This window comes from Pseudoxanthomonas sp. Root65, assembly GCF_001427635.1.
Taxonomy (GTDB): domain Bacteria; phylum Pseudomonadota; class Gammaproteobacteria; order Xanthomonadales; family Xanthomonadaceae; genus Pseudoxanthomonas_A.
Genome location: NZ_LMHA01000001.1, coordinates 479,619 through 500,454 on the forward strand (window position 1 = coordinate 479,619; position 20,836 = coordinate 500,454).

At 68.5% G+C, this 20,836-nt stretch carries 20 protein-coding genes and 1 tRNA gene; 11 read left to right on the plus strand and 10 right to left on the minus strand.

Annotated elements, in window-relative coordinates; genetic code table 11:
- Positions 1-57: 57 nt before the first annotated feature.
- Genes ASD77_RS02170 through ASD77_RS02180 form a run of 3 tightly spaced genes read left to right on the plus strand, consistent with a single transcriptional unit; the run spans position 58 to position 4,330 of the window.
- Positions 58-1,458: an MFS transporter gene (locus tag ASD77_RS02170; RefSeq protein WP_055936679.1), complete on the plus strand. Its 1,401-nt coding sequence runs from the start codon at positions 58-60 to the stop codon at positions 1,456-1,458.
- Positions 1,455-3,827: a glycosyl hydrolase family 65 protein gene (locus ASD77_RS02175; protein ID WP_055936682.1), complete on the plus strand. Its 2,373-nt coding sequence runs from the start codon at positions 1,455-1,457 to the stop codon at positions 3,825-3,827. The genes ASD77_RS02170 and ASD77_RS02175 overlap by 4 nt, the downstream gene beginning before the upstream one ends.
- Complete coding sequence (locus tag ASD77_RS02180) at positions 3,824-4,330, plus strand: gluconokinase, GntK/IdnK-type (RefSeq protein ID WP_082563077.1); 507 nt, start codon at positions 3,824-3,826, stop codon at positions 4,328-4,330. Before ASD77_RS02175 ends, ASD77_RS02180 begins: the two co-directional genes overlap by 4 nt.
- 24 nt (positions 4,331-4,354) lie before the next feature.
- Here the strand turns inward: ASD77_RS02180 and ASD77_RS02185 are convergent, their stop codons facing one another.
- The gene (locus ASD77_RS02185) at positions 4,355-4,912 is read right to left on the minus strand and encodes a DUF3228 family protein (protein ID WP_055936684.1); all 558 of its coding nucleotides are present in this window, start codon (positions 4,910-4,912) and stop codon (positions 4,355-4,357) included.
- Between the two features lie 157 nt (positions 4,913-5,069).
- Here ASD77_RS02185 and metF point away from each other — a divergent pair, with 157 nt between their 5' ends.
- Both metF and ASD77_RS02195 read left to right on the plus strand, forming a co-directional pair.
- Positions 5,070-5,903, plus strand: a complete 834-nt coding sequence (metF, locus tag ASD77_RS02190; RefSeq protein WP_055936686.1) for a methylenetetrahydrofolate reductase [NAD(P)H] — start codon at positions 5,070-5,072, stop codon at positions 5,901-5,903.
- 96 nt (positions 5,904-5,999) lie between these two features.
- Complete coding sequence (locus ASD77_RS02195) at positions 6,000-6,596, plus strand: hypothetical protein (protein ID WP_055936688.1); 597 nt, start codon at positions 6,000-6,002, stop codon at positions 6,594-6,596.
- Between the two features lie 15 nt (positions 6,597-6,611).
- On the opposite strand, the gene ASD77_RS02200 is transcribed toward ASD77_RS02195, so the two are convergent.
- The 6 genes from ASD77_RS02200 to ASD77_RS02225 form a co-directional block, all read right to left on the minus strand.
- Positions 6,612-7,988, minus strand: coding sequence for a HAMP domain-containing sensor histidine kinase (locus ASD77_RS02200; RefSeq protein WP_055940894.1), 1,377 nt, complete (start codon positions 7,986-7,988; stop codon positions 6,612-6,614).
- Positions 7,975-8,658 (minus strand): response regulator transcription factor, encoded by a 684-nt coding sequence (locus tag ASD77_RS02205; protein WP_055936695.1) that lies wholly within the window; start codon positions 8,656-8,658, stop codon positions 7,975-7,977. Before ASD77_RS02205 ends, ASD77_RS02200 begins: the two co-directional genes overlap by 14 nt.
- Positions 8,659-8,663: 5 nt before the next feature.
- Positions 8,664-9,140 carry a hypothetical protein gene (locus ASD77_RS02210; RefSeq protein ID WP_235578451.1) on the minus strand — a complete coding sequence of 159 codons (477 nt, stop codon included), beginning with the start codon at positions 9,138-9,140 and terminating at the stop codon, positions 8,664-8,666.
- A 289-nt stretch (positions 9,141-9,429) separates the two neighbouring features.
- Complete coding sequence (gene rimK, locus ASD77_RS02215) at positions 9,430-10,305, minus strand: 30S ribosomal protein S6--L-glutamate ligase (protein ID WP_055936698.1); 876 nt, start codon at positions 10,303-10,305, stop codon at positions 9,430-9,432.
- Between the two features lie 83 nt (positions 10,306-10,388).
- A tRNA-Gly gene (locus tag ASD77_RS02220) sits at positions 10,389-10,462 on the minus strand.
- Positions 10,463-10,541: 79 nt separating this feature from the next.
- Positions 10,542-12,341, minus strand: a complete 1,800-nt coding sequence (locus ASD77_RS02225) for an autotransporter domain-containing protein (RefSeq protein ID WP_200947379.1) — start codon at positions 12,339-12,341, stop codon at positions 10,542-10,544.
- A gap of 172 nt (positions 12,342-12,513) precedes the next feature.
- Here ASD77_RS02225 and thiS point away from each other — a divergent pair, with 172 nt between their 5' ends.
- The 6 genes from thiS to ASD77_RS17980 all read left to right on the plus strand — a co-directional run bounded on the left by thiS (position 12,514) and on the right by ASD77_RS17980 (position 16,929).
- The gene (thiS, locus tag ASD77_RS02230; protein ID WP_055936705.1) at positions 12,514-12,714 is read left to right on the plus strand and encodes a sulfur carrier protein ThiS; all 201 of its coding nucleotides are present in this window, start codon (positions 12,514-12,516) and stop codon (positions 12,712-12,714) included.
- A 60-nt stretch (positions 12,715-12,774) separates the two neighbouring features.
- The gene (locus ASD77_RS02235) at positions 12,775-13,569 is read left to right on the plus strand and encodes a thiazole synthase (protein ID WP_055940899.1); all 795 of its coding nucleotides are present in this window, start codon (positions 12,775-12,777) and stop codon (positions 13,567-13,569) included.
- Complete coding sequence (gene trmB / locus ASD77_RS02240) at positions 13,569-14,303, plus strand: tRNA (guanosine(46)-N7)-methyltransferase TrmB (RefSeq protein ID WP_055936708.1); 735 nt, start codon at positions 13,569-13,571, stop codon at positions 14,301-14,303. Before ASD77_RS02235 ends, trmB begins: the two co-directional genes overlap by 1 nt.
- A gap of 135 nt (positions 14,304-14,438) precedes the next feature.
- Positions 14,439-16,307, plus strand: a complete 1,869-nt coding sequence (locus ASD77_RS02245) for an SLC13 family permease (RefSeq protein ID WP_055936711.1) — start codon at positions 14,439-14,441, stop codon at positions 16,305-16,307.
- Positions 16,304-16,699 (plus strand): ACT domain-containing protein, encoded by a 396-nt coding sequence (locus tag ASD77_RS02250; protein WP_055936714.1) that lies wholly within the window; start codon positions 16,304-16,306, stop codon positions 16,697-16,699. The genes ASD77_RS02245 and ASD77_RS02250 overlap by 4 nt, the downstream gene beginning before the upstream one ends.
- Positions 16,699-16,929, plus strand: a complete 231-nt coding sequence (locus ASD77_RS17980; RefSeq protein ID WP_156383431.1) for a hypothetical protein — start codon at positions 16,699-16,701, stop codon at positions 16,927-16,929. Before ASD77_RS02250 ends, ASD77_RS17980 begins: the two co-directional genes overlap by 1 nt.
- Positions 16,930-16,933: 4 nt before the next feature.
- On the opposite strand, the gene ASD77_RS02255 is transcribed toward ASD77_RS17980, so the two are convergent.
- From ASD77_RS02255 to gspD, 3 genes are read right to left on the minus strand one after another with little or no spacing between them, the layout of a single operon-like run.
- The gene (locus tag ASD77_RS02255; protein ID WP_055940901.1) at positions 16,934-17,788 is read right to left on the minus strand and encodes a glycosyltransferase family 2 protein; all 855 of its coding nucleotides are present in this window, start codon (positions 17,786-17,788) and stop codon (positions 16,934-16,936) included.
- Positions 17,775-18,620 (minus strand): glycosyltransferase, encoded by an 846-nt coding sequence (locus tag ASD77_RS02260; protein WP_055936717.1) that lies wholly within the window; start codon positions 18,618-18,620, stop codon positions 17,775-17,777. The genes ASD77_RS02255 and ASD77_RS02260 overlap by 14 nt, the downstream gene beginning before the upstream one ends.
- A complete protein-coding gene (gene gspD, locus ASD77_RS02265; protein ID WP_055936719.1) occupies positions 18,617-20,827 on the minus strand; it encodes a type II secretion system secretin GspD in 2,211 nt (736 codons plus the stop codon). Before gspD ends, ASD77_RS02260 begins: the two co-directional genes overlap by 4 nt.
- Positions 20,828-20,836: the final 9 nt, after the last annotated feature.

Sequence of the window (20,836 nt, forward strand, 5' to 3'; positions counted from 1 at the left end):
GCCACCGGCCAGCGCTCCGCGCGGCCCGTCGCACCACGGAACACTCCGGGAGTGGACATGCCACGCGATGAAGGGAGCGCGGACACCGCGCGCGCCGCCAGCCGCACGACCGATGCCGCGGCGCCGCGCCTGCGCGAGAAGGTCGGCTACGGGATAGGCGACTTCGGCTTCAACCTGTACTGGGCGAACATCTCGGCGTTCCTGCTCATCTTCTACACCGACGTGATGGGCCTGGCCGCCGCCGCGGTCGGCACGATGATGCTGGTCACCAAGGTGGTGGATGCCATCACCGACCCGCTGATGGGCGCGCTGGCCGATCGCACGCGCAGCCGCTTCGGCCGCTTCCGTCCCTACCTGCTCTATGGCGCGTTGCCGCTGGCGCTCACCGGCGTGCTGACCTGGACCGTGCCCGACCTGGGCGATGGCGGAAAGCTGGTATGGGCCTATGCGACCTTCACCCTGATGATGCTGGCCTACACGGTGCTGAGCATTCCGTACTCCGCACTCTCCGGCGTGATCACCGCCGACAGCCAGCAACGCACGCAGCTGATCAGTTTCCGCTTCATCGCCGCCTTCGCCGGCACCATGGCGGTCAACTGGCTGACGACGGACCTGGTGCGCTGGCTGGGACGCGGCGATGAGGCGCTGGGCTGGCAGCTGACGCTGTCGCTGTACGGCGTGGTCGCCGCGGCGGCGTTCGTCACCGTGTTCCTGACAACGCGCGAGCGCGTGCTGCCGCCACCGCAGCAGCGCAGCGCCGTCCGCCAGGACATGCTGGACCTGCTGCACAACCGGCCGTGGATGGTGCTGTTCGCGCTGGCGCTGATCATCATGGTGACCATCGTGATGCGCGGCGGTTCGCTCGCGTACTACCTGAAGTACCACCTCGGACGCCCCGAGCTGACCGGCCTGTTCCTCGGCACCTACGCGCTGGCGCTGGCCGTGGGCGCCGGACTGACGCCGCTGATGACCCGCTACGTGGACAAGCGCCGCCTGATGGCGTGGCTGATGGCCGGCGTGGGCGTGGTGAGCTGCGCGATGTTCTTCGTTCCCGCGGAATCGCTCTGGACCATGTTCGCTCTCAACCTGCTGGTCGGCCTGATGCTGGGACCCAAGTCGCCGCTCGCGTTCTCGATGTACGCCGACTGCGCCGACTACACCGAATGGAAAACCGGCCGCCGCGCCACCGCGATGACGTTCGCCGCGGCGACGTTCTCGCAGAAGCTCGGCGGCGCGCTGGCCTCGGCGACCATCGCCTGGATCCTGGCGGGGATGGGCTACGTGGCCAACGAAGCGCAGTCGGATGCGTCGCGGCTCGGCATCGTGCTGCTGCTGACGGCCATCCCCGGCGGCGTCGCCCTGCTGGCGGCGTGGGTGATGCGGTTCTATCCGCTGGATGACGCCGCGCTGGCGCGCATCCAGGCCGATCTGCATGCGCGACGGGAGGCGTCGGCATGACGGACGTACCCTACGGTTTCGAGGAACAGGGTCGCCGCTTCGTGCTGACCAGCCCCACGGCGATGCCGGCCGCGTCGACGTTCCTGTGGAACCGGCAGATGCTGCTGCAACTCAATTGCCGGGGCTTCGCCACCGCGCAGTTCATGCAGCCGGAGCCGGCCAAGTACGCGCATGCGCCGACGCTGGAGGCCAAGACCTTCATGCAGCCGGAACAGCCGTACTACGCACACCACCCCGGCCGCTTCTGCTACCTCAAGGACGAGGAGGATGGCGCGCTGTTCTCCGTGCCGCACGAACCGGTGCGCCGCACGCCGGACGCATTCGCGTTCTCCGTGGGCCTGTCGGATGTCGCGTGGCGGGTGTGCTGCGATGGCCTCGAGGTGGAGATGGGCGTGGTGCTGCCGGTCGACGACGTGGCCGAGCTGTGGACGGTGCGCGTGCGCAACCGCTCGGGGCGACGACGACGGATGAGCCTGTATCCGTATTTCCCGGTCGGCTACATGTCGTGGATGAACCAGTCCGGCCGCTATCGTGACGACCTGGGCGGGATCGTCTGCGACAGCATCGCGCCGTACCAGAAGGTCGAGGATTACTTCCGCCAGCGCGACTTCAAGGACCGCACCGCGCTGCTGCACGAGCGCACGCCGGACGCCTGGGAAGCGAACCAGGCGCAGTTCGAGGGCGAAGGCGGGCTGCATGCGCCGCACGGCATCGTCGGCGGCGAGCGCCTGGGCGGTGGCGATGCGGCCTACGAAATGCCGACGACCGTGCTGCAGTACCGCATGGCGCTCGACGACGACGAGGTCCAGGAATACCGCTTCCTGTTCGCCCCCGCGCGCGACGACGACGAGATCCGCCGGCTGCGCGCGCGGCATCTTTCGTCCCAGGGATTCGCCGCCGCCCATGCCGGCTGCGCCGCGCATGTCGATGCCGGCGCGGGCTGCCTGCGCATCGAGACGCCCGACCCGTGGCTGGATGCGTTCGCCAACCACTGGCTGCCGCGGCAGGTGTTCTACCACGGCGACGTCAACCGTCTGACGACGGACCCGCAGACACGCAACTACCTGCAGGACCACATGGGCATGGCCTTCCTCCGCCCCGAGGTGGCGCGGGCGGCGTTCCTGCATGCGTTGTCGCAGCAGGAGCCGTCGGGTGCGATGCCGGACGGCATCCTGCTGACCGAAGGCGCGGAGCTGAAGTACATCAACCAGATCCCGCACACCGACCACGCCGTGTGGCTGCCGGTCTGCCTGCGCGCCTATCTGGACGAGACCGGCGACGACGCCCTGCTCGACACCATGGTGACCGACCGGGAGGGCCATGCCGCCCCGGTCGGCGAACGCATCAGCCGCGCCATGCGCTGGCTGCTGCAGGCACGCGACGCGCGCGGGCTGAGCTACATCGCCCAGGGCGACTGGTGCGACCCGATGAACATGGTGGGCTGGCGCGGACACGGTGTCTCCGGCTGGCTGACGCTGGCCAGCGCGTATGCGCTGACGCAATGGGCGGAGATCTGCGCGCGACGCGGCGACGATGCGCTCGCCGAGGAGTTCCGCGCGGGTGCGGACGCCTGCAACGCCGCCATGAACACCCACCTGTGGGACGGCGACTGGTACGGCCGTGGCATCACCGACGACGGCGTCGCCTTCGGCGTCAGTGCGGATCGCGAAGGCCGCGTCTTCCTCAATCCGCAAAGCTGGGCCCTGCTCAGCGGTGCGGCGAACGACGACAAGCGCGCGCGCATGCTGGCCGCAGTCGACGCGTACCTGGTGTCGCCGTACGGCGTGACCATGTACGACCCGCCGTACACGCGCATGCGCGAGGATGTGGGTCGGGTGACGCAGAAGTTCCCCGGCAGCGCCGAGAACGGCGCGGTCTACAACCATGCAGCCGCGTTCTATCTCTACAGCCTGTACCAGGTGGGGGATGCCGATCGCGCCTGGCAGGTGCTGCGCGCGATGCTGCCATCGCCGGCGCCGGACGATTGTCTGCAGCGCGGCCAACTGCCGGTGTTCGTGCCGAACTACTACCGCGGCGCCAGGCGCCTGCACCCGCGTACCGCCGGCCGTTCCAGCCAGTTGTTCAACACCGGCACGGCCGCGTGGCTGTACCGCTGCCTGGTGGAGGAACTGTTCGGCCTGCGCGGCGACGGCGATGCGTTGCGGATCGCACCGCAGCTGCCCTCGCACTGGCCGTCGGCACGCGCGTCGCGCTGCTTCCGGGGCGCCACCTTCGAGGTGGAGATCGAACGCGTGGCCGGGCTCGCGCAGGCGCGCGTGGCGCTGGATGGCGTCTGGCAGGACGGCGCGGTCATCCGTGACATCGAAGCCGGCCGCACGTACCAGCTGCGAGTGGAAGTGCCGGCATGAACGAGCGCACGCGCGTGGCCGTGGTGATGGGCGTATCGGGGAGCGGCAAGACCACGCTCGCACGCGCATTGGCCGACGCATGGCCGGCGACCTTCCTCGATGCCGACGACTTCCACAGCCTGGCTGCGAAAACGCGGATGGCCAGTGGCCATCCACTTACCGACCGCATGCGCGCGCCCTGGGTGCGCCGCATCGCCGCCGACCTGCAGCGCCGCGTGGCAGCCGGCGAACGCGTGGTGCTGGCCTTCTCCGGCCTGCGTCGGCGCCATCGCGACCGTCTGCGCGCGACCGGATTGCCGCTGCGCTTCCTGTTCCTGCAGGGCGACCCGGCGCTGGTCGCGGCACGCATGCAGGCGCGGCAGGGCCACTACATGCCGCCGTCGCTGCTGGACAGCCAGTTCGACGCCTTGGAACTGCCGCAGGCAGAGCCTGACGTGGCGCGGATCGCGATGGACGATACGCCCGCCGCGCAACTGCGCCACGCACTGGCGATGCTCGACTGACGACGCGGCCTGTGCGAGCGCTGGCTACGGGCGCCAGTTGGCGTTGCGCTCCCAGAACGCCACGCTGCGCCGATAGGCCGCCGCATCCAGCGGCACGCCGGATCCGCCCTCCTCCACGCCCAGCGCGTTGCGCATCATCGTGATGGGTGCCATCGGGATCTCTTCCGGCGTCTGCGTGTACAGGCAACCGACGATGCCCCAGTCGCCGGTGATCGGCGCATTCTCCTTGGCCAGCTGTGCGGCGCTGTACAGGATGACGATCAGGTACTCGGCTACCGGCGGTTCGACGCCTTCGAACCAGCGCACCAGCACGGGCAGTTCCGCGGACGAGCGCGCTTCGTAGCCCGATCGCAGCAGGTGGCGGTTGTCGTCGGTGATGGGCACGGTCAGGCACCGGGTCGACGTCCAGTTGCGATGCACGTGGAGGCGGCAGAACGGCGCATAGCCGTCGAGCACCGCCAGCGGCGCCTCCGCGTTGAGGCGCTGCTCGAACGCCTGCGGCGTACAGTCCTGGATGGCATTGCGGCGCCGGTCGGCCGGGAACAGGCGGGTGCGGGCGAACGGGGTCAGGACGATGGTCATGCGATGGCCGGGGACGTGAGGGCGACAGGGTACCCGCAGCCGACGAGCCGACGGCAGAGGGCAGGCATTTCCGACAGCCGATGGCACGCGGCCCTCGCTATAAACATTCATCCGGATGAAGCGATACAATGCGGCCTCGACCCGAACGGCGCCGTCCATGCCCTCCATCAGCTTCGAGTTCTATCCGCCCAAGACCGATGAGCAGCGCGCGCAGCTCGACCGCACCGCGGACAAGCTGAAGGCCTACCGGCCGGAGTACGTGTCGTGCACCTTCGGCGCCGGCGGCTCCACGCTGAGCTACACCTCCGAGACGGTCCGCCACCTCAACCAGCACCATCGTTTCGATGCGGCGCCGCATCTTTCGTGCGTCGGCGGCAGCCGAGAGGAAATCCGCGAACTGCTGCGCCTGTACCGCGCCCTGGGCTGCAAGCGCATCGTCGCGCTGCGCGGCGATCTGCCCTCCGGCATGGGCCATCCGGGTGACCTGCGCTATGCGTCGGAACTGATCGAATTCATCCGCGCCGAGCAGGGCGACACGTTCCATATCGAAGTCGGCGCCTATCCGGAAACGCACCCGCAGGCCGACGACGCGCTGACCGACCTGCGCCACTTCAAGGCCAAGGTCGATGCCGGCGCCAATGGCGCCATCACCCAGTACTTCTACAACCCCGACGCCTACTTCCACTTCGTCGATGCGGTGCGCAAGCTCGGCGTGGAGATCCCGATCATCCCCGGCATCATGCCGATCTCGAACTTCTCGCAGCTGCGTCGCTTCTCCGAGGCCTGCGGCGCGGAGATCCCGCGCTGGATCGGCAAGCGCATGCAGGCCCTCGGCGATGATGCCGAGGCGATCCGCGACTTCGGCGCGGACGTGGTGGCGAACCTGTGCGAGCGCCTCGTCGCCGGCGGCGCGCCGTCGCTGCACTTCTACACGCTCAACCTGGCCAAGCCGACCCAATCCGTGCTGTCGCGCCTGGGCTGGTCGGCCTGAACCACCTGCGGTTCCGTTCGTCCGGCAGGTGAACGAGCGCCGATTCCGTGCGCGCGTGCCATGACCTGGGTGCGTCCGCCGGATTAGGCTGGCGGCATGCGTTCCCTTCCCCTCTCCGTCCTCGCCTGCCTGCTTGTCTGCGGCGGCCTGCGGCCCGCCATCGCACAGGCGCAGCAGCAGGGCGTGCAGCGCTGCACCACGATGTCCGGCGACACGGTCTACACGGACAAGCGCTGCGAAGACGTCGGCGCGATGGATCGCCTGCCCTCCTCCACCACCACCACGGCCGCGACCGGCGCGCTGTACCGCGGCGGCTGCTCACGCACGCTCAGCGACCTGGTGATGCAGGTGTCGTCGGCGATCCAGGCGGGCGACGTGAACCGCCTCGCAGGCGTCTATCACTGGGCCGGCACCTCCGATGCCGGCGCGCTGCGCATCCTCGACCGGCTGGACGTGGTGGCGCAACGACCGCTGGTCGATATCGTCCCCATCCGGCCGGCACCCGCACCGGTGCTCGACGCCGCCGGACAGGTGGTCGACGCCAACCAGGATGGCTACTACCCCCAGACGGCCACGCAACGGCAACGCCCGGTCGGCCTGCGCATCGTGCAGACGCTGAAGAACAGCGCCACGCCCGCCGACACGACGTTCGGCCTGCGCCGGGCCTACAACTGCTTCTGGATCGCGCTCTGACGATGCCTTGGGCGCTCAGGCGCCCTGCGTGGACCCGTTGACCGGTTCGTCGGGCACCACGCCGCGTTCGGGAGAGAAGCGCAACGTGGCCACCACGCCCTTCGGTTCGCCCGGGCGCACACCCACCTGCCAGCCGTACAGCGCGCACAGGCGGCTGACGATCGACAGGCCGATGCCACCGCCCTGCGAATGGCCGGCGTGCGTGCCGCGGTAGCCGCGCTCGAACAGCCGCGCCGCGTCTTCCTTGCTGAGGCCCGGCCCGGAGTCGACCACTTCCACTGCATCCGGCAGCAGCCGCACGACCACCTCGCCTTCCTTGGTGTACTTCACGGCGTTGCCGATCAGGTTGCCGAGCGCCACCGACAGCGCGGCTTCGGGCGAATCGACCGTCACTCCGCCCTCGCCTTCCACGCGCAGCACCAGCGGCTTGCCGCCCAACGTGGCGCGGTGCGCATCGAGCAACTGGTCGACCACGCGCGCGACATCGGTATTGCCATGGCCGCGCTCATTGCGCGACAGCAGCAGCAGCGCGCTGATCAGGTCGGTGCACTGCTGCTCGGCGCGCTGGATGCGCTGGATGCGGGTGCGCGTCTTCTCGTCCATGTCCGGACGCGACAGCATCAGCTCGACCGAACCGCGGATGATGGCCAGCGGCGTGCGCAGTTCGTGGCTGACATCGGCATTGAACTCGCGGTCGCGCTGGACGACTTCGGTAAGGCGTCCGGAATAGTCGTCCAGCGCCTTGGCCAGTTCACCGACCTCATCCTCGGGGAAGTGGGGCGCCAGCGGACGCGGGTTGCTGCTGCCGCGGTAGGCACGGAGACGTGCGGCGAGTTCAGACACCGGACTCATCACGCGCGATGCCGACCACCAGCCGATCAGCAACGAGATGCCGGTGAATACCACCACCACGCCGATCAACGCGCGATTGAACTTGTCCTTTCCCTTGGCCGACTCGGTCATGTCGTAGGCAAGGAAGAACCACGCTTCAGGGGTCTTTTGCACTGCGAGCCAGTAGGAGAACGGGGAGCCGTCCTCGTCGATGCCGGACAGGCCGTGGATGCCGTCAGGCAATTCGTACCAGTCCGGCTGATCGCGCTTGAGCTGATCGAACTTGTCGGGCGCGAACGCATACGCGCGCATCGTCTGCACGCGCAGGTCGCGCTGACGACCGCCGCTCTCGACGTATCGACGCTGGTACTCGGCGATGTTCTGGCTGATCGCATCGACCACCAGGTCTTCTTCGACACGGTTGCGGACCCAGTTGGCCGAGAACGCGAGCAGCAGCGTCAGGCCAAACCCCAACAGCACGAACGACAGGATGATGCGGGTGCGCAGCCGCCGCCGGAAACGGCGGTGGCGGCGGGGGTTAGACGACTCAGCTGCTGGCATCGGGTGCGGCGATGCGGTATCCGATGCCATGGCGGGTCTGGATGTAGGGCGAGTCGAACGGCTTGTCCACCACGGCGCGCAGGCCGTGGATGTGCACGCGCAGGGAGTCCGAATCCGGCAGCTCCTCGCCCCAGACGCGCGTTTCCAGTTCCTGGCGGGTCACCACGGCGGGCGACGCCTCCATGAGGGCCTGCAGGATCTTCAGCGCCGTGGGATTGAGCTGCAGCAGCTTGCCCTGGCGGCGGACTTCCAGCGTGTCCAGGTTGTATTCCAGCTCGCCCACCTCCAGCACGCGCGTCTGCACGCCCTTGCCGCGGCGCGACAGGGCGTTCAGGCGGACCTCGACTTCCTGCAGCGCGAACGGCTTGATCAGGTAGTCGTCGGCACCGGAGTCGAAGCCGGCCAGCTTGTTGTCCAGCGAATCGCGCGCGGTCAGCATCAGCACCGGCGTCTGCTTGCGCGCCTCGTTGCGCAGCTTGCGACAGACCTCGAGTCCGTCCATGCCCGGCAGGTTGAGGTCGAGGACGATCGCATCGAACTCGTGCACGACGGCCAGGTGCAGGCCGGTCACGCCGTCGGCGGCGAAGTCGACGGTATGGCCCCGCTCTTCGAGGTAGTCGCCCAGGTTGGCGGCGATGTCGCTGTTGTCTTCGATCACGAGGATGCGCACCGGGCTCAGCTCCCCTTGTTGAACGTGCCGGACGGATTGCGGCGCATGGTTTCCTGCGCCTCCTGGGCGTCGCGGCGGCGCTCGGCCACGGTCTTGCACTGCGTGGTGGTACGCAGCGAACCGATCTGCGCCTCGCGGCGGCACACCATGCGGCTGTCGGACGCCGCCTGCGAGAGGATCTGGTTGATCGTGTTCTGCTCGTTCAGCAGTTGGGTCTTCTGCTCCGGATTCAGGGCACCGCCACTTTCGTTGACGATCGCGGCGAGCTTGGCCAGTGACGCCTTGACGTTGGCGCGGTCGGCAGCCGCGATCTCGGCGTAGGTCTCGCCGTCGTCGAGCTGCTTCTGGATCAGTTCGACCTGTTCGGCCAGCGGTTTGTCCAGGTCCAGCGCGCGCGCCTTCTGGGATTTGTCGCGGGGGGCGGCATCGGCGGCGGCGACAAAGGCCAGTGCCACCAACGCGGCGAAAATCGAGCGGCGCATCATGCGTCCTTACGTAGGGAGAGTTACCGAATTTAGCCAGCGTGCGACGGGGCGGCAAGTGGCATGCGCTTGAAAGGGCTGACAAAACAAGGCCCAGGCGGGTGGTTGCCCGCCTGGGCCAAACTAATGCCCCGATTACCGTAATCCTGTGCTTCCAGAGGTATCCACCGGAGGGACGCAGAGCTGCGGTCCGGGGAAGGCTACGCGGTTTTCGATTAAACCACCGTTAAAAACCGCGTTAAATCCATGTGAAATCAGCGCGCACCGATACCCGGCGCCCGGGTCACCGCTATTCAGCCTGCGCCGCCAGGTGTTCCACGATGCGACCGGCCACATCCACGCCGCACACGGACTCGATGCCCTCCAGACCCGGGGTCGAGTTGACTTCAAGCACCAGCGGGCCGCGCTTGGCCCGGATCAGGTCCACGCCTGCCACGCCCAGCCCGAGCACTCTGGCAGCCCGGATGGCGACGGCACGTTCCTCCTCCGTGGCCACGGCGTGCAACGCCGTGCCCCCTCGGTGCAGGTTCGAGCGGAAATCCCCTTCCGGTGCCTGTCGGCGCATGGACGCCACGACCTCGTCGCCCACCACGAAGCAGCGCAGGTCGGCTCCCTCGGCCTCGCCGATGAACTCCTGCACCACGAAGCTGGCATACAGGCCGCGCAGCGCCTCGACCACGCTGCGGGAGGCCGACGGCTTCTCGGTCAGCATCACGCCGGCGCCCTGCGCGCCCTCGTTCAACTTGATGACGTGCGGCGGCGGACCGAGCATCGACAGCAGGTCGCTGGTGTCGTCCGGGTTGTCGCCGAAGACGGTCACCGGCAGGTCGATGCCCTGCGCCGCCAGCAACTGGTGCGTACGCAGCTTGTCGCGCGCGCGCAGGATGGCGTCGGACGGATTGGGGCTGTATGTCCCCATCAGCTCGAACTGCCGCAACACGGCGGTGCCGTAACGGGTGATGGACGCACCGATGCGGGGAATGACCGCGTCGTACCCGGCCAGTGAGCGGCCCTTGTAATGCAGCTGGAAGCCGCTCGACGCGATGCGCATGTAACAGCGCAGGGGATCCAGGACGCGGACGGTATGGCCACGCTGGCGCGCGGCCTCGACCAGGCGGCGCGTCGAGTACAACTTGCCGTTGCGCGACAGGATGGCGAGCTTCATGGGGAGTCGGTCACGGGGGACAGACACAGCATGCCACGCCCGCGGTGCGGGACGATGACAGGATCAGGGAAGGAAACGCGGAATGGAGCGGGTGATGGGAATCGAACCCACGCTAGCAGCTTGGGAAGCTGCAGTTCTACCATTGAACTACACCCGCACGATGGCGCGAGTCTATGCCGCGGCACGCGGCAAGGCAATGCGGCGCCATTCTCCGGCGCCGCATTGCCCGGCGTGCATCAGAAGCCGCCGCTCAGGGTCATGAACGCGGTGGTATTGGTGCCGCCGCCCTGGTTGACCGTGGTGTTCACGCCGAGGTTGGCGTCGAAGCCGAACAGCTTCGTGCGGGCACCCAGCAGCAGCGTGCCGTAGCTGTCGTCGGTATCCAGACCCGGCACTGCGTAGGGCGCGGTGCCCGGCAGCGACAGCGACTGGGCGAACACTTCCGCCGCCGGATCCTCGAACTCGCGGTCGACCGTCAGGCGCGCATACGGCGCCAGGTGATCGTTGATCGCGTAGCTGACCTGCCAGCCGGCGCTGCCGATCAGCGAGTCGAAGTCCTGGTCCGGGTAGGCCAGCGCGGTCGAGTTGACGTCGCTTTCGCTGTAACCATCCATCTCGATGGTCTGCGACACCACGCTCACCACGGGACCATGGCGGAAGGCGCCCTCGCCGAACTCGTAACCGGCGCTCGCGCCGACGGTCAGGTTGGTGCCGTCCGGCGAGCCGCTGTGGCGGCGCGTCACCCCGCCCAGCTGGACTTCGCGGTCCACGTCGTACGAGAGCCAGCTGTAGCTGACCTGCGCGTTCGCCCACAGATGGTCGCCGTACCATCCGGCAAAACCGCCCAACGTCGCATCGGACTCGTCGAAGCTGCCGCGGCGCAGACCGAAGTCGTACTTCGCCCGGCCATAGCCGGCGAACGCGCCGTAGACCCAGGAGCCGCGCGACCAGTCCACACCGAAGGTGCCCGCAGGGCCCACGCCGTCGTACAGATCGCCGTCGCCGTAGCGCAGGAAGTCGCCACGCACGTCGCCCCACCAGCGCATGCCGTCCGCCTCGGGCTTGCCCGCCACGTGCGACGCCACACGGTCGGCACGGGCGCGGCCGTGCACCGACGCGGTGTACGGCAGCAGCGCGATCTGGCGCGGCCCCTCCAGCATCGCCTGTGCGTACTGGGCCAGGATGCCGTGCGCCTTCGACGACGGATGCACGCCATCGGCGAACGCGTACACGTCCGGCGCATTGGGCGACGCATAGTTGAGCGGGCTGCAGGTGACCGAGGACGCGGTGATCTGCGGGTTGCAGGCGGTGCCGGTGACGTTGCCGAAGCCGTAGTCGGCCGGGCTGGCGACGATCTCGCGCAACAGGGTGAAGGTATCCAGCGGGATCACGCGCAGGCCGGCCGTGTTGAGCGCGCCGAACAGCGCGCTGTTGTAGGTGGTGGCCAGTTGGGTGCCCGTGGCCTGCGCCACCGCACCGCCGGCGCGGAACTGCGGGGTCACGCCCAGGTCGGGGATCGTCGGCACCAGGATGTAGCGCGCACCGGCGCTCTGCAGCGTGCCGATGATGCCGACCTGGGCCGTGACGGCACCCGTGATGGTGGTCTGCGCCGGGGCGCCTCCGACCACGGCGAACAGATCATTCGCCCCACCCCAGACCGTGTACAGGGCGTTCGGATCGGCGCGGCCGCCATTGGCCGACAGGTAGCTGGTCAGCTGCGTGGTCATCGACGGGATCGGGCCCAGCGCACCCGCCGTATTGGTGCCGACGCGCGCGCCACCGACGGCGTAGTTGGTGCCGCCCTGGTTGGCGCTGGTGGCGCCGGTGCCGTAGTACTCGGCCAGGTATTCGGACCAGACCAGGCCGGGATTGGTGGTGAAGCGGCCCAGCAAAGCGCCGTTCGGGCCTACCGCCTGTACCAGCGCCGGGCGGAAATGGCCCGAGTCGGTCAGGCTGTCGCCGAAGAACACGGTCTGGGAATAGGGGCTGTCGCCGGCCAGGGCGGGAGCCGCCGCCACCGCCAGCGCAACGGCCAGCAGGGAACGAACGGGCGAAACGGAACGCTTCATGGGATCTCCGGGGCAAGGTGTCGAGGGCTGCGTGCCGGCTCTGCCGTACGGCTGCGCATGGCGCGCATCGTTCCATCAAGCCCGCCGTCGCACACGCTGCAATGCGGCAAGCCGCCGGACCATCGGCGACAATGGCGGCATGGACATCCACTTGAACGGGCAGCCGCATGCGCTGCCGGAACAGAGCACCATCGCCACCCTGCTCCAGCGTGAGGGACTGGCCGAGCGTCGCGTGGCCATCGAGGTCAACGGCGAGATCATCCCGCGCGGGCAGCACGCACAGCATGTGCTGCTGCCGGGCGACCGTGTCGAGATCGTCCACGCGCTTGGCGGCGGTTGAACGCACGACCGCGGCCACATCCGCGGGACGCACCGGCGCGACATGGGCGATAATCGCCGCATGTCCAACACCGCCCCCCATGACCCGCTGGTGATCGCGGGCAAGACCTACCGTTCCCGCCTGCTGACCGGCACCGGCAAGTTCAAGGATTTCGAGGAAACCCGCCTGGCCACCGAGGCCGCGGGCGCCGAGATCGTGACCGTCGCCATCCGCCGCACCAACCTGGGCCAGTCGCCCAACGAGCCCAACCTGCTCGACGTGCTGCCGCCGGACAAGTACACCATCCTGCCCAACACCGCCGGTTGCTACACCGCCGCCGACGCCGTGCGCACCTGCCGGCTGGCGCGTGAACTGCTGGACGGCCACACGCTGGTCAAGCTGGAAGTGCTGGGCGACCCGAAGACCCTCTACCCCGATGTCGTGCAGACCCTGGCCGCCGCCGAGACGCTGGTGGCCGACGGCTTCAAGGTGATGGTCTACACCAGCGACGACCCGATCCTCGCGCGCCGCCTGGAAGAGATCGGCTGCGTGGCGGTGATGCCGCTGGCCGCGCCCATCGGCTCCGGCCTGGGCGTGCAGAACAAGTACAACCTGCTGGAAATCATCGAGAACGCCAAGGTGCCGGTGCTGGTCGATGCCGGCGTCGGCACCGCCTCCGATGCCGCCATCGCGATGGAGCTGGGCTGCGATGGCGTGCTGATGAACACGGCCATCGCCGGCGCAAAGCATCCGGTGCTGATGGCCAGCGCCATGCGCAAGGCGGTGGAAGCCGGCCGCGAGGCGTTCCTGGCCGGCCGCATCCCGCGCAAGCGCAATGCCTCGGCCTCCAGCCCGATCGACGGACTGATCGGCTGATGACGGACCCGTTTTCCAGCCCGGGCGCCAAGACACCGCCCAAGCCGTTCACCATCAGCGAGGGCAGGCGCGAGATCCGCAGCTTCGTATTGCGCCAGGGCCGCTTCACCGAGGCCCAGCAACGCGCGTTCGACACGCAATGGCCGCGCTTCGGACTGGACTACACCGGCGCGCCGCGCGACTACGATGCCGTGTTCGGCCGCACGGCGCCGCGGGTGCTGGAAATCGGCTTCGGCAACGGCGAGGCGCTTCGCTTCGCCGCCGCCCATGACAAGGACCGTGATTACCTGGGCCTGGAAGTGCATGCCCCCGGCGTCGGCCGGCTGTTGAACGCCCTGGCGGAAGACGGCAGCGACCACGTGCGCCTCTACCACCACGATGCGGTGGAAGTGCTTCAGCACGAGGTCGCCGACGGATCGCTGGACGAGGTCCGCATCTACTTCCCCGACCCCTGGCATAAGAAGCGCCACAACAAGCGCCGCCTGTTGCAGCCCGAGTTCGCCGCGCTGATCGCCCGCAAGCTGCGCCCGGGTGGCCGTCTGCACTGCGCCACCGACTGGCAGGCCTACGCCGAACACATGTGGGACGTGCTGGATGCCACCCCGGGACTGGTCAACCGCGCCGGCCCGCGCGGCAGCGTGCCGCGCCCCGACTGGCGCCCGCAGACCCATTTCGAGACCCGCGGCCAGAAGCTGGGGCACGGGGTGTGGGATCTTGTCTATGACCGGGATTAGGGATTCGGGATTCGGGATTTGCAGGAGCCCCGACTCCTGCGTCGCGCGACCACCGCGCGATACTGTGCGTCCGCAGGGATGCGTGGCCCCGTCGACTCGCCAATCCCGAATCCCGAATCTCGAATCCCGGCCCTGATGGACAACGCGCTGACGCTGACCAACGACATGAAGCTCGTTCTCGGGCTGGTCGGCTTCACGATGGCGATGTTCCTGTTCGAGCGCATCCGCGCTGACCTGGTGGCGCTGGTGGTGCTGGTGGTGCTGGGCATCACCGGACTGATCGCACCGGAGGAGATTTTCGGCGGCTTCTCCGGTAACGCGGTGATGAGCATTATCGCCACCATGATCCTGGGCGCGGGACTGGACCGCACCGGCGCGCTGAACCGGTTGGCCTCGTGGCTGCTGCGGCGTGGCCACGGCATCGAGCAGCGGTTGCTGCTGATGACCGCCGCCATCGCCAGCCTCAATTCGTCCTTCATGCAGAACCCGTCGGTGATGGCGCTGTTCATGCCCGTCGCCTCGCGCCTGTCCTCGCGGACCGGCCTGTCGATGCAGCGGCTGCTGCTGCCGATCGCCGCCGCCATCGTCATGGGCGGCGCGTTCACCATGGTCGGCAACTCGCCGCTGATCCTGCTCAACGATCTGCTGGTGTCGGCCAACAACAACCTGCCCTCCGGCATGGCGACGCTGGAACCGCTGCGCATGTTCGCGCCGTGGCCGATCGGTCTGGCGCTGGTGATCGCGTCACTGGTGTATTTCCGCTACGTCGGCGACCGCAAGCTGAAGGACGATACCCAGGACAACGACGGCGTGGTGACGCCGGCACGCACCGAGAGCTATTTCGCCAACACGTACGGCATCGAAGGCGATGTGTTCGAACTGGTGGTCAGTGCGGAAAGCCCGCTGGTAGGCATGTCGCTGGGCGAAGCCGAGGCCCTGCACAACGCACCGTTGATGCTCGCCCTGCAGACCGGCAACGACACCCGCCTGGCGCCGCCGGCGGACATGCGCATCTGGGTGGGCAGCGTGCTGGGCGTGATGGGCACGCGACAGGAGATCAGCGATTTCGCGCAGAACCAGTTCCTGCGCATGTCCTCGCGCCTGCGCCACTTCGGCGACCTGTTCAATCCCAGCCGCGCGGGCATTTCCGAGGCGGTGGTGCCGCCGACGTCGAAGTTCATCGGCAAGACCGCGCGCGAGCTGCGCCTGCGCAAGCAGAACGGCATCAGCCTGCTTGCGATCAACCGCGACAAGAAGGTCATCCGCGAGAACGTGCGCGAGGAAAAGCTGCGCGCCGGCGACATGCTGGTGTTCCACAGCATCTGGCAGGACCTGGGCCTGGCGGCCGAGAGCCGCGACTTCGTGGTGGTGACCGACTACCCGAAGGGCGAGCAGCGGCCGCACAAGTTCAAGATCGCGATGACCATCTTCGCCATCACCATCATCATCGCGCTGACCTCCAAGCTGCCGGTGGCGCTGACGCTGATGACCGGCGTGGCCGGCATGCTGCTGACCGGCGTGCTGCGCATGGACGAGGCCTACGGCGCGATCAACTGGAAGACCGTGTTCCTGATGGCGGGGCTGATTCCACTGGGCTGGGCGATGGACAGCAGCGGCGCCGCGGCCTGGGTGGCCGGCCACACCGTGGAGCGGCTGCCCGAGGGCATTCCCATCTGGGTGCTGGAGATTGCCGTGGCGCTGCTGACCACGGCATTCTCGCTGGTCATCAGCCATGTCGGCGCGACCATCGTGATGGTGCCGATGGCGATCAACCTGGCGCTCGCCGCGGGCGGCAATCCCACCGCGTTCGCGCTGATCGTGGCGCTGTCGGCGTCCAACAACCTGATGACGGCGTCGAATCCGGTGATCTCGATGATCGTCGGCCCCGCCAACTACACCTCGCGCCAGCTGTGGCGCGTCGGCGGGCCGCTGTCGCTGGTCTACACGATGGTCGTCGTGCTCGCGGTGAATGCGCTGTTCTGGTGGAACGGACGCGGCGGATGACCACGCCATCGCTGAACCTGTTGCTTCTGCCAGGTCGCTACGCCGTCGCGCAATTGCCGGCCGACGCCGCCCTGCCCGTCTGGTGGCCCACCACCGGCATGCGGCATGCCGGCTGGACCGACGACGAACTGTCGCTGGTCTGCGAGGAAGCGCATGTCCCCGACGACGTCCGTTGCCAGCGCGGCTGGCGCATGTTCAAGCTGCAGGGACCGTTCGACTTCGCCCTGACCGGCATTCTGAAAGCGGTGCTGGATCCGTTGGCGACGGCAGGCGTGGGCATCTTCGCGATCTCCACGTTCGACACGGACTACGTGCTGGTGCAGGCGCACCAGTTGGACGTGGCGATGCAGGCCTTGCGTGACGATGGCCATGTTCTGCGGGAAGCGGATTGATGTCCGGCGCCTGGTCGACTGCCGCATGGTTGCTTGCAGGATTCGGCCTGGTCATTGCCGGGTTTGTCCTTCCACTCCCGTCCAACATGGCCACGGTATCTTGGGTTTTGATCGTGATCGGCGGCATCGCCTTGATGTTGGGTGCCACGCAACTACAGATGATGATCGGATCGCTCTTGCAACGATCAGATCCTGCGGGGCCGCGCAAGGGCGTCAACAAGAACGATTGATGCGTCAGTCGCGACGCAGGGCGATGCGCGCCAGCACCGCGCCGAAATGCAGCCAGATCGCGGCGAACACGCCGATCCTGGTGAACACGCCGCACTGCGCGGCCTCGAACTTGCCGAAGTAGCGCCACAGGCCGCGATGCTTGTGCCATTCCACGAATACCGGGCGCGCGCGGCTCGATACCCCGCGGATATGCAGCACGCGGATGTCGTTGGCGACGGCGACCAGCGCACCTTCGGCGCGTGCGCGACGGCAGAGATCCATATCCTCCGCATGCAGGCGATAGCCCTCATCGAAGCCGCCGATCCTGTCGAACAGCGCGCGCGGCATCAGCATCAGCGCACCGGAGACGATGTCCACCGGCTGCAACACCTGCGCATCATCGACGGGGACGCCCAACGTCGACGCCGCGCCGGGCGAGCGCAGCATCGCCGCGAACTGCGGATCACGGCGACGCGCGGCGACATCGCGCACGCCGTCTTCGTCGACCAGATCGACACCGAGCACCACCGCGCCCGCCATGTCGCTGGCATGCGCGCGCAGCCGCGACAGCGTGTCCGCTTCCACCATCAGGTCCGGATTGACGAACGCCAGCCACGGCGCGTCGGAGTCGCGCGCGCCCTGGTTGCAGCCGACCGCGAAGCCGGGGTTGTCCGGATTGGCGATGAAGCGCAGGCGCGCATCCTGCAGCGCGTGCCGCTGCACGATCTCCATGGTGTCGTCGGTCGATGCGTTGTCGACCACGCGGATCTCGTGGACGCCGTGCGCTACGCGCAGCCGCATCAGGCAATCGTCGATGCTGGACGCGCTCTCGTGCGTCACCACCACGGCGACGATGCCGGACAGTTCAACCGAAGAGATCACGCTGGCGCTCCGGTGATCCCGCGTCGGCGTACAGCGCATGCAAGCGCTCGCGCGGCTGGCGCAGGGGGTCGTCCATCAGGAAGGTCGCCAGCCGCGGCGTGAAGGTCGGCCAGCGGGCATTCAAGGCGTCCATGTCGCCGTCGGCGGGACCGCCTTCGCCACCGCGTGCGACGAACGCGGTCTCACACAGCACGTTGCGCCAGCCCAGGCCGGCCAGGCGCAGCGACAGGTCGACCAGCGCGGCGTACCACGATCCGTAGCTCGCCGCGTCCAGCCCGCCGACGCGTTTGCGCGCGCTGCCGCGCAGGGCGACGGCGTGCGCGACGGCGGCAGGGAGTTCCGGATGCAGCGGCGACATCGCCGCGCAGGCGAGCGCGGTGCGCTCGACATCCGCGGGAGGCGGACTCACTTCGCCCAGGCGCGGCCAGGCGGCGGCTTCGCCGGCATTGCACCAGGGCGTGGCGGTGGCGATGGCGGCGTCGCGGGCGAAACAGGCGGCCAGCTGCTGCAGCCAACCGGGCAGCGGTTGCGCGTCGGGCGCCAGCACCACCACGTCGGCATCGCCGCAGGCGGCGAGCATCTGGTCGACGTGCGCAACCTCGCCCAGCATGCGCGGGCGCCGCGTGTAGTCGGCCTGCAGGCGGGTGCGCGCCAGCCAGCGCTCGATGATGGCCAGCCCGCGCGGGCCCGCCTGTGCGTCATCGGCCAGCCACAGGCGCGTGCCGGCCGGCGTGGCGGCGTCGAGGGCGCCGAGGCAGGCGTCGAGGGCGTCGTCGTCGCTGCCGATCGGCAACAGGACGATGGGCAGGCTCGAAGCGGGCGGCGTCACTTGCGCGGTGCGTTCAGCGGTTCCAGCGCGCGGAAGCGTTTGCCGTACTCGTCGGTCAGGTCGTTCGCTTCCTGCGGATTGCGCACGATGGTCGGCGTGAGCAGCACGATCACTTCGCTGCGCTCCGAGCTGGTGGTCTTCCGGCCGAACAGGCCGCCGATGATCGGAATCCGGCTCAGTCCGGGGATGCCGGCCGAACCGTTGGTGGCGCTGTCGCTGATCAAGCCCGCCAGCATGACGGTGTTGCCTGCCTGCACGGCCGCCTCGGTCTTGAACCGGCGGTTGTTGATGCGGACGTTGCCGTTCTCGTCCGGCACGTCGCCGGGCGTGCTGACTTCCTGCACGATTTCCATGAACACCACGCCGTCCTTGGTCACGCGCGGTCGCACCTTCAGGATGATGCCGGTGTCGAGGTATTGCACCTGGCTGAAGGTGCTGTCGCCACCCAGCCCGGGATTGACGGTGACCGAAGAAATCGGAATGCGGCTGCCGACGTTGAGCGTGGCTTCCGCGTTGTTGCGCACGAAGATCGACGGCGTCTGCAGCAGGCGGAGGTCGCTGACTTCGTCGAGCGCGGTGATGACCGCAGCCGCATCGTTCTTGACCAGTGTCCACACCGCACCCGCGCCACCCACGCCGCCGATGCTGCCGGCCAGCGTGCTCCAGGCGCTGGGCCCGCCTGCGCCCGGCGCAGCGAAAGGACCCAGGCCGTTGTCGGTCATCGCACGCTCGAGGAACCAGCTGACGCCGTAGCTCAGGTCGCCGGTCAGCGACACCTCGGCGATCTGCGCTTCGATATGCACCTGCATCGGCATCACGTCGAGCTTGTCGACCACCTCGCGGATCGATTGCCAGGCGCTGGGGCTGGCGCGCACCAGCAGCGTGTTGGTCTCTTCCACGGCAGCCACGCCGACGCGGCTGCCATCGACCTCGAGCGTCACCGCGCCGTTGCCGCCGTCGCGCTGGTTGAGCGACAGCGAGCCACCGCCCAGCCCGCCGCTGCTGGAGCCCGTGCCACTGCTGCTCCCGAAATCGACGCTGCCGCCGCTGCTGTTCATGCCGCCGTCGTTGATCTGCACGGACTCCGTGCCCGGCATCAGCGACACGTTGCCCGGCCCGCCGGTCGAACGGCCGTCGCTGTCGCTGCCACTGTTGCCGCCGGAGGAACCGAACACCTCCGCCAGCCGCTGCGCGAGTTCGCGCGCCTTGATGTACTTCAGTTCGTACGAGAACAGCCGGCTGCCCTCGCCCGCGCCGTCGATGCGCTCCAGCCACTGCTGGATCTGGTCCAGGTACGCCGGCTGCGGGGTGATCACCAGCACGGCGTTGGCGCCTTCCAGCGGCATGAAACGGAACATGCCGGCGCTGGGCGTCTTGCTGTCGTTGCCGAACACCTTCTCTAGGTCGGCGACCACGCGCGTGGCGCGGCCGGTCTGCAGCGGGAACACGCCCACCGACATGCCGGACAGCCAGTCGACGTCGAAGATCTCGACGGTGCGCAGGTAGTTTTCCAGCTCGGTCCGCGTACCGGCGAGGGTGATGACGTTGCGGGTGGCATCGACATTGACGATGGCGTTGGGCCGCGCGTACGGCTCCAGCACCTTCTTCATTTCGCTGGCGGAAATGAAGCGCAGCGGCACCACGCGCACCTCATACCCGCGAGCGCTGGACGCAGGGCCGGTGCGCGGCGCCACGCTGCCGGCCAGCGCCTGGTCGGCCGGGATGATGTTGTAGCGGCCGCCGCTGTAGACCAGCCGCGCGTTGTTCCAGCCCAGCACCATCTCCAGCAGGTTCAGCGCCTCGGCCGGCGACACCGGCTTGGGCGTGCCCAGCGTGACCGTGCCCTGCACGCCCGGCGCGATCACGTAGTTCTGCCCCAGCATGTCGCCGAGGATGGCCTTGACCACGGCATGCACGGACTCGCCTTCGAAGTTGAAGGTGGCCGATCCGCTGCTGGCGCCGCCGAGCGACGGCAGCGGCGACGCTGCCGCGCTGCGGTTGATCATCTGCCCGTTACCGCGGCGGATCTGCGCCTGCGGGCCGGCGACCGGAGACTCGGCCTCCGGCAGCGGCGTGGTCTGTGCGGTGCCGGCCACGACCTCGCCGGTCTGGTTGCCGGCGGTGCGGCGCACGTCCGGCGACGGCGCGGTCGCGCAGCCGGCCAGCAGGCCCAGACAGAGGGAAAACAGGATCACACGTAACGTCATGCCGGCACT

Excerpts from the sequence above, each read along its gene's own strand:
- ASD77_RS17980 (WP_156383431.1), top strand. The coding sequence starts at position 16,699 with ATGTCCGGCGCCTGGTCGACTGCCGCATGGTTGCTTGCAGGATTCGGC.
- gspD (WP_055936719.1), bottom strand. The coding sequence starts at position 20,827 with ATGACGTTACGTGTGATCCTGTTTTCCCTCTGTCTGGGCCTGCTGGCC.
- metF (WP_055936686.1), top strand. The coding sequence starts at position 5,070 with ATGCCCTCCATCAGCTTCGAGTTCTATCCGCCCAAGACCGATGAGCAG.
- ASD77_RS02185 (WP_055936684.1), bottom strand. The coding sequence starts at position 4,912 with ATGACCATCGTCCTGACCCCGTTCGCCCGCACCCGCCTGTTCCCGGCC.
- ASD77_RS02250 (WP_055936714.1), top strand. The coding sequence starts at position 16,304 with ATGACCACGCCATCGCTGAACCTGTTGCTTCTGCCAGGTCGCTACGCC.
- thiS (WP_055936705.1), top strand. The coding sequence starts at position 12,514 with ATGGACATCCACTTGAACGGGCAGCCGCATGCGCTGCCGGAACAGAGC.
- ASD77_RS02245 (WP_055936711.1), top strand. The coding sequence starts at position 14,439 with ATGGACAACGCGCTGACGCTGACCAACGACATGAAGCTCGTTCTCGGG.
- trmB (WP_055936708.1), top strand. The coding sequence starts at position 13,569 with ATGACGGACCCGTTTTCCAGCCCGGGCGCCAAGACACCGCCCAAGCCG.
- ASD77_RS02235 (WP_055940899.1), top strand. The coding sequence starts at position 12,775 with ATGTCCAACACCGCCCCCCATGACCCGCTGGTGATCGCGGGCAAGACC.
- ASD77_RS02210 (WP_235578451.1), bottom strand. The coding sequence starts at position 9,140 with ATGCGCCGCTCGATTTTCGCCGCGTTGGTGGCACTGGCCTTTGTCGCC.
- ASD77_RS02180 (WP_082563077.1), top strand. The coding sequence starts at position 3,824 with ATGAACGAGCGCACGCGCGTGGCCGTGGTGATGGGCGTATCGGGGAGC.
- ASD77_RS02170 (WP_055936679.1), top strand. The coding sequence starts at position 58 with ATGCCACGCGATGAAGGGAGCGCGGACACCGCGCGCGCCGCCAGCCGC.
- ASD77_RS02195 (WP_055936688.1), top strand. The coding sequence starts at position 6,000 with ATGCGTTCCCTTCCCCTCTCCGTCCTCGCCTGCCTGCTTGTCTGCGGC.
- ASD77_RS02175 (WP_055936682.1), top strand. The coding sequence starts at position 1,455 with ATGACGGACGTACCCTACGGTTTCGAGGAACAGGGTCGCCGCTTCGTG.
- ASD77_RS02200 (WP_055940894.1), bottom strand. The coding sequence starts at position 7,988 with ATGCCAGCAGCTGAGTCGTCTAACCCCCGCCGCCACCGCCGTTTCCGG.
- rimK (WP_055936698.1), bottom strand. The coding sequence starts at position 10,305 with ATGAAGCTCGCCATCCTGTCGCGCAACGGCAAGTTGTACTCGACGCGC.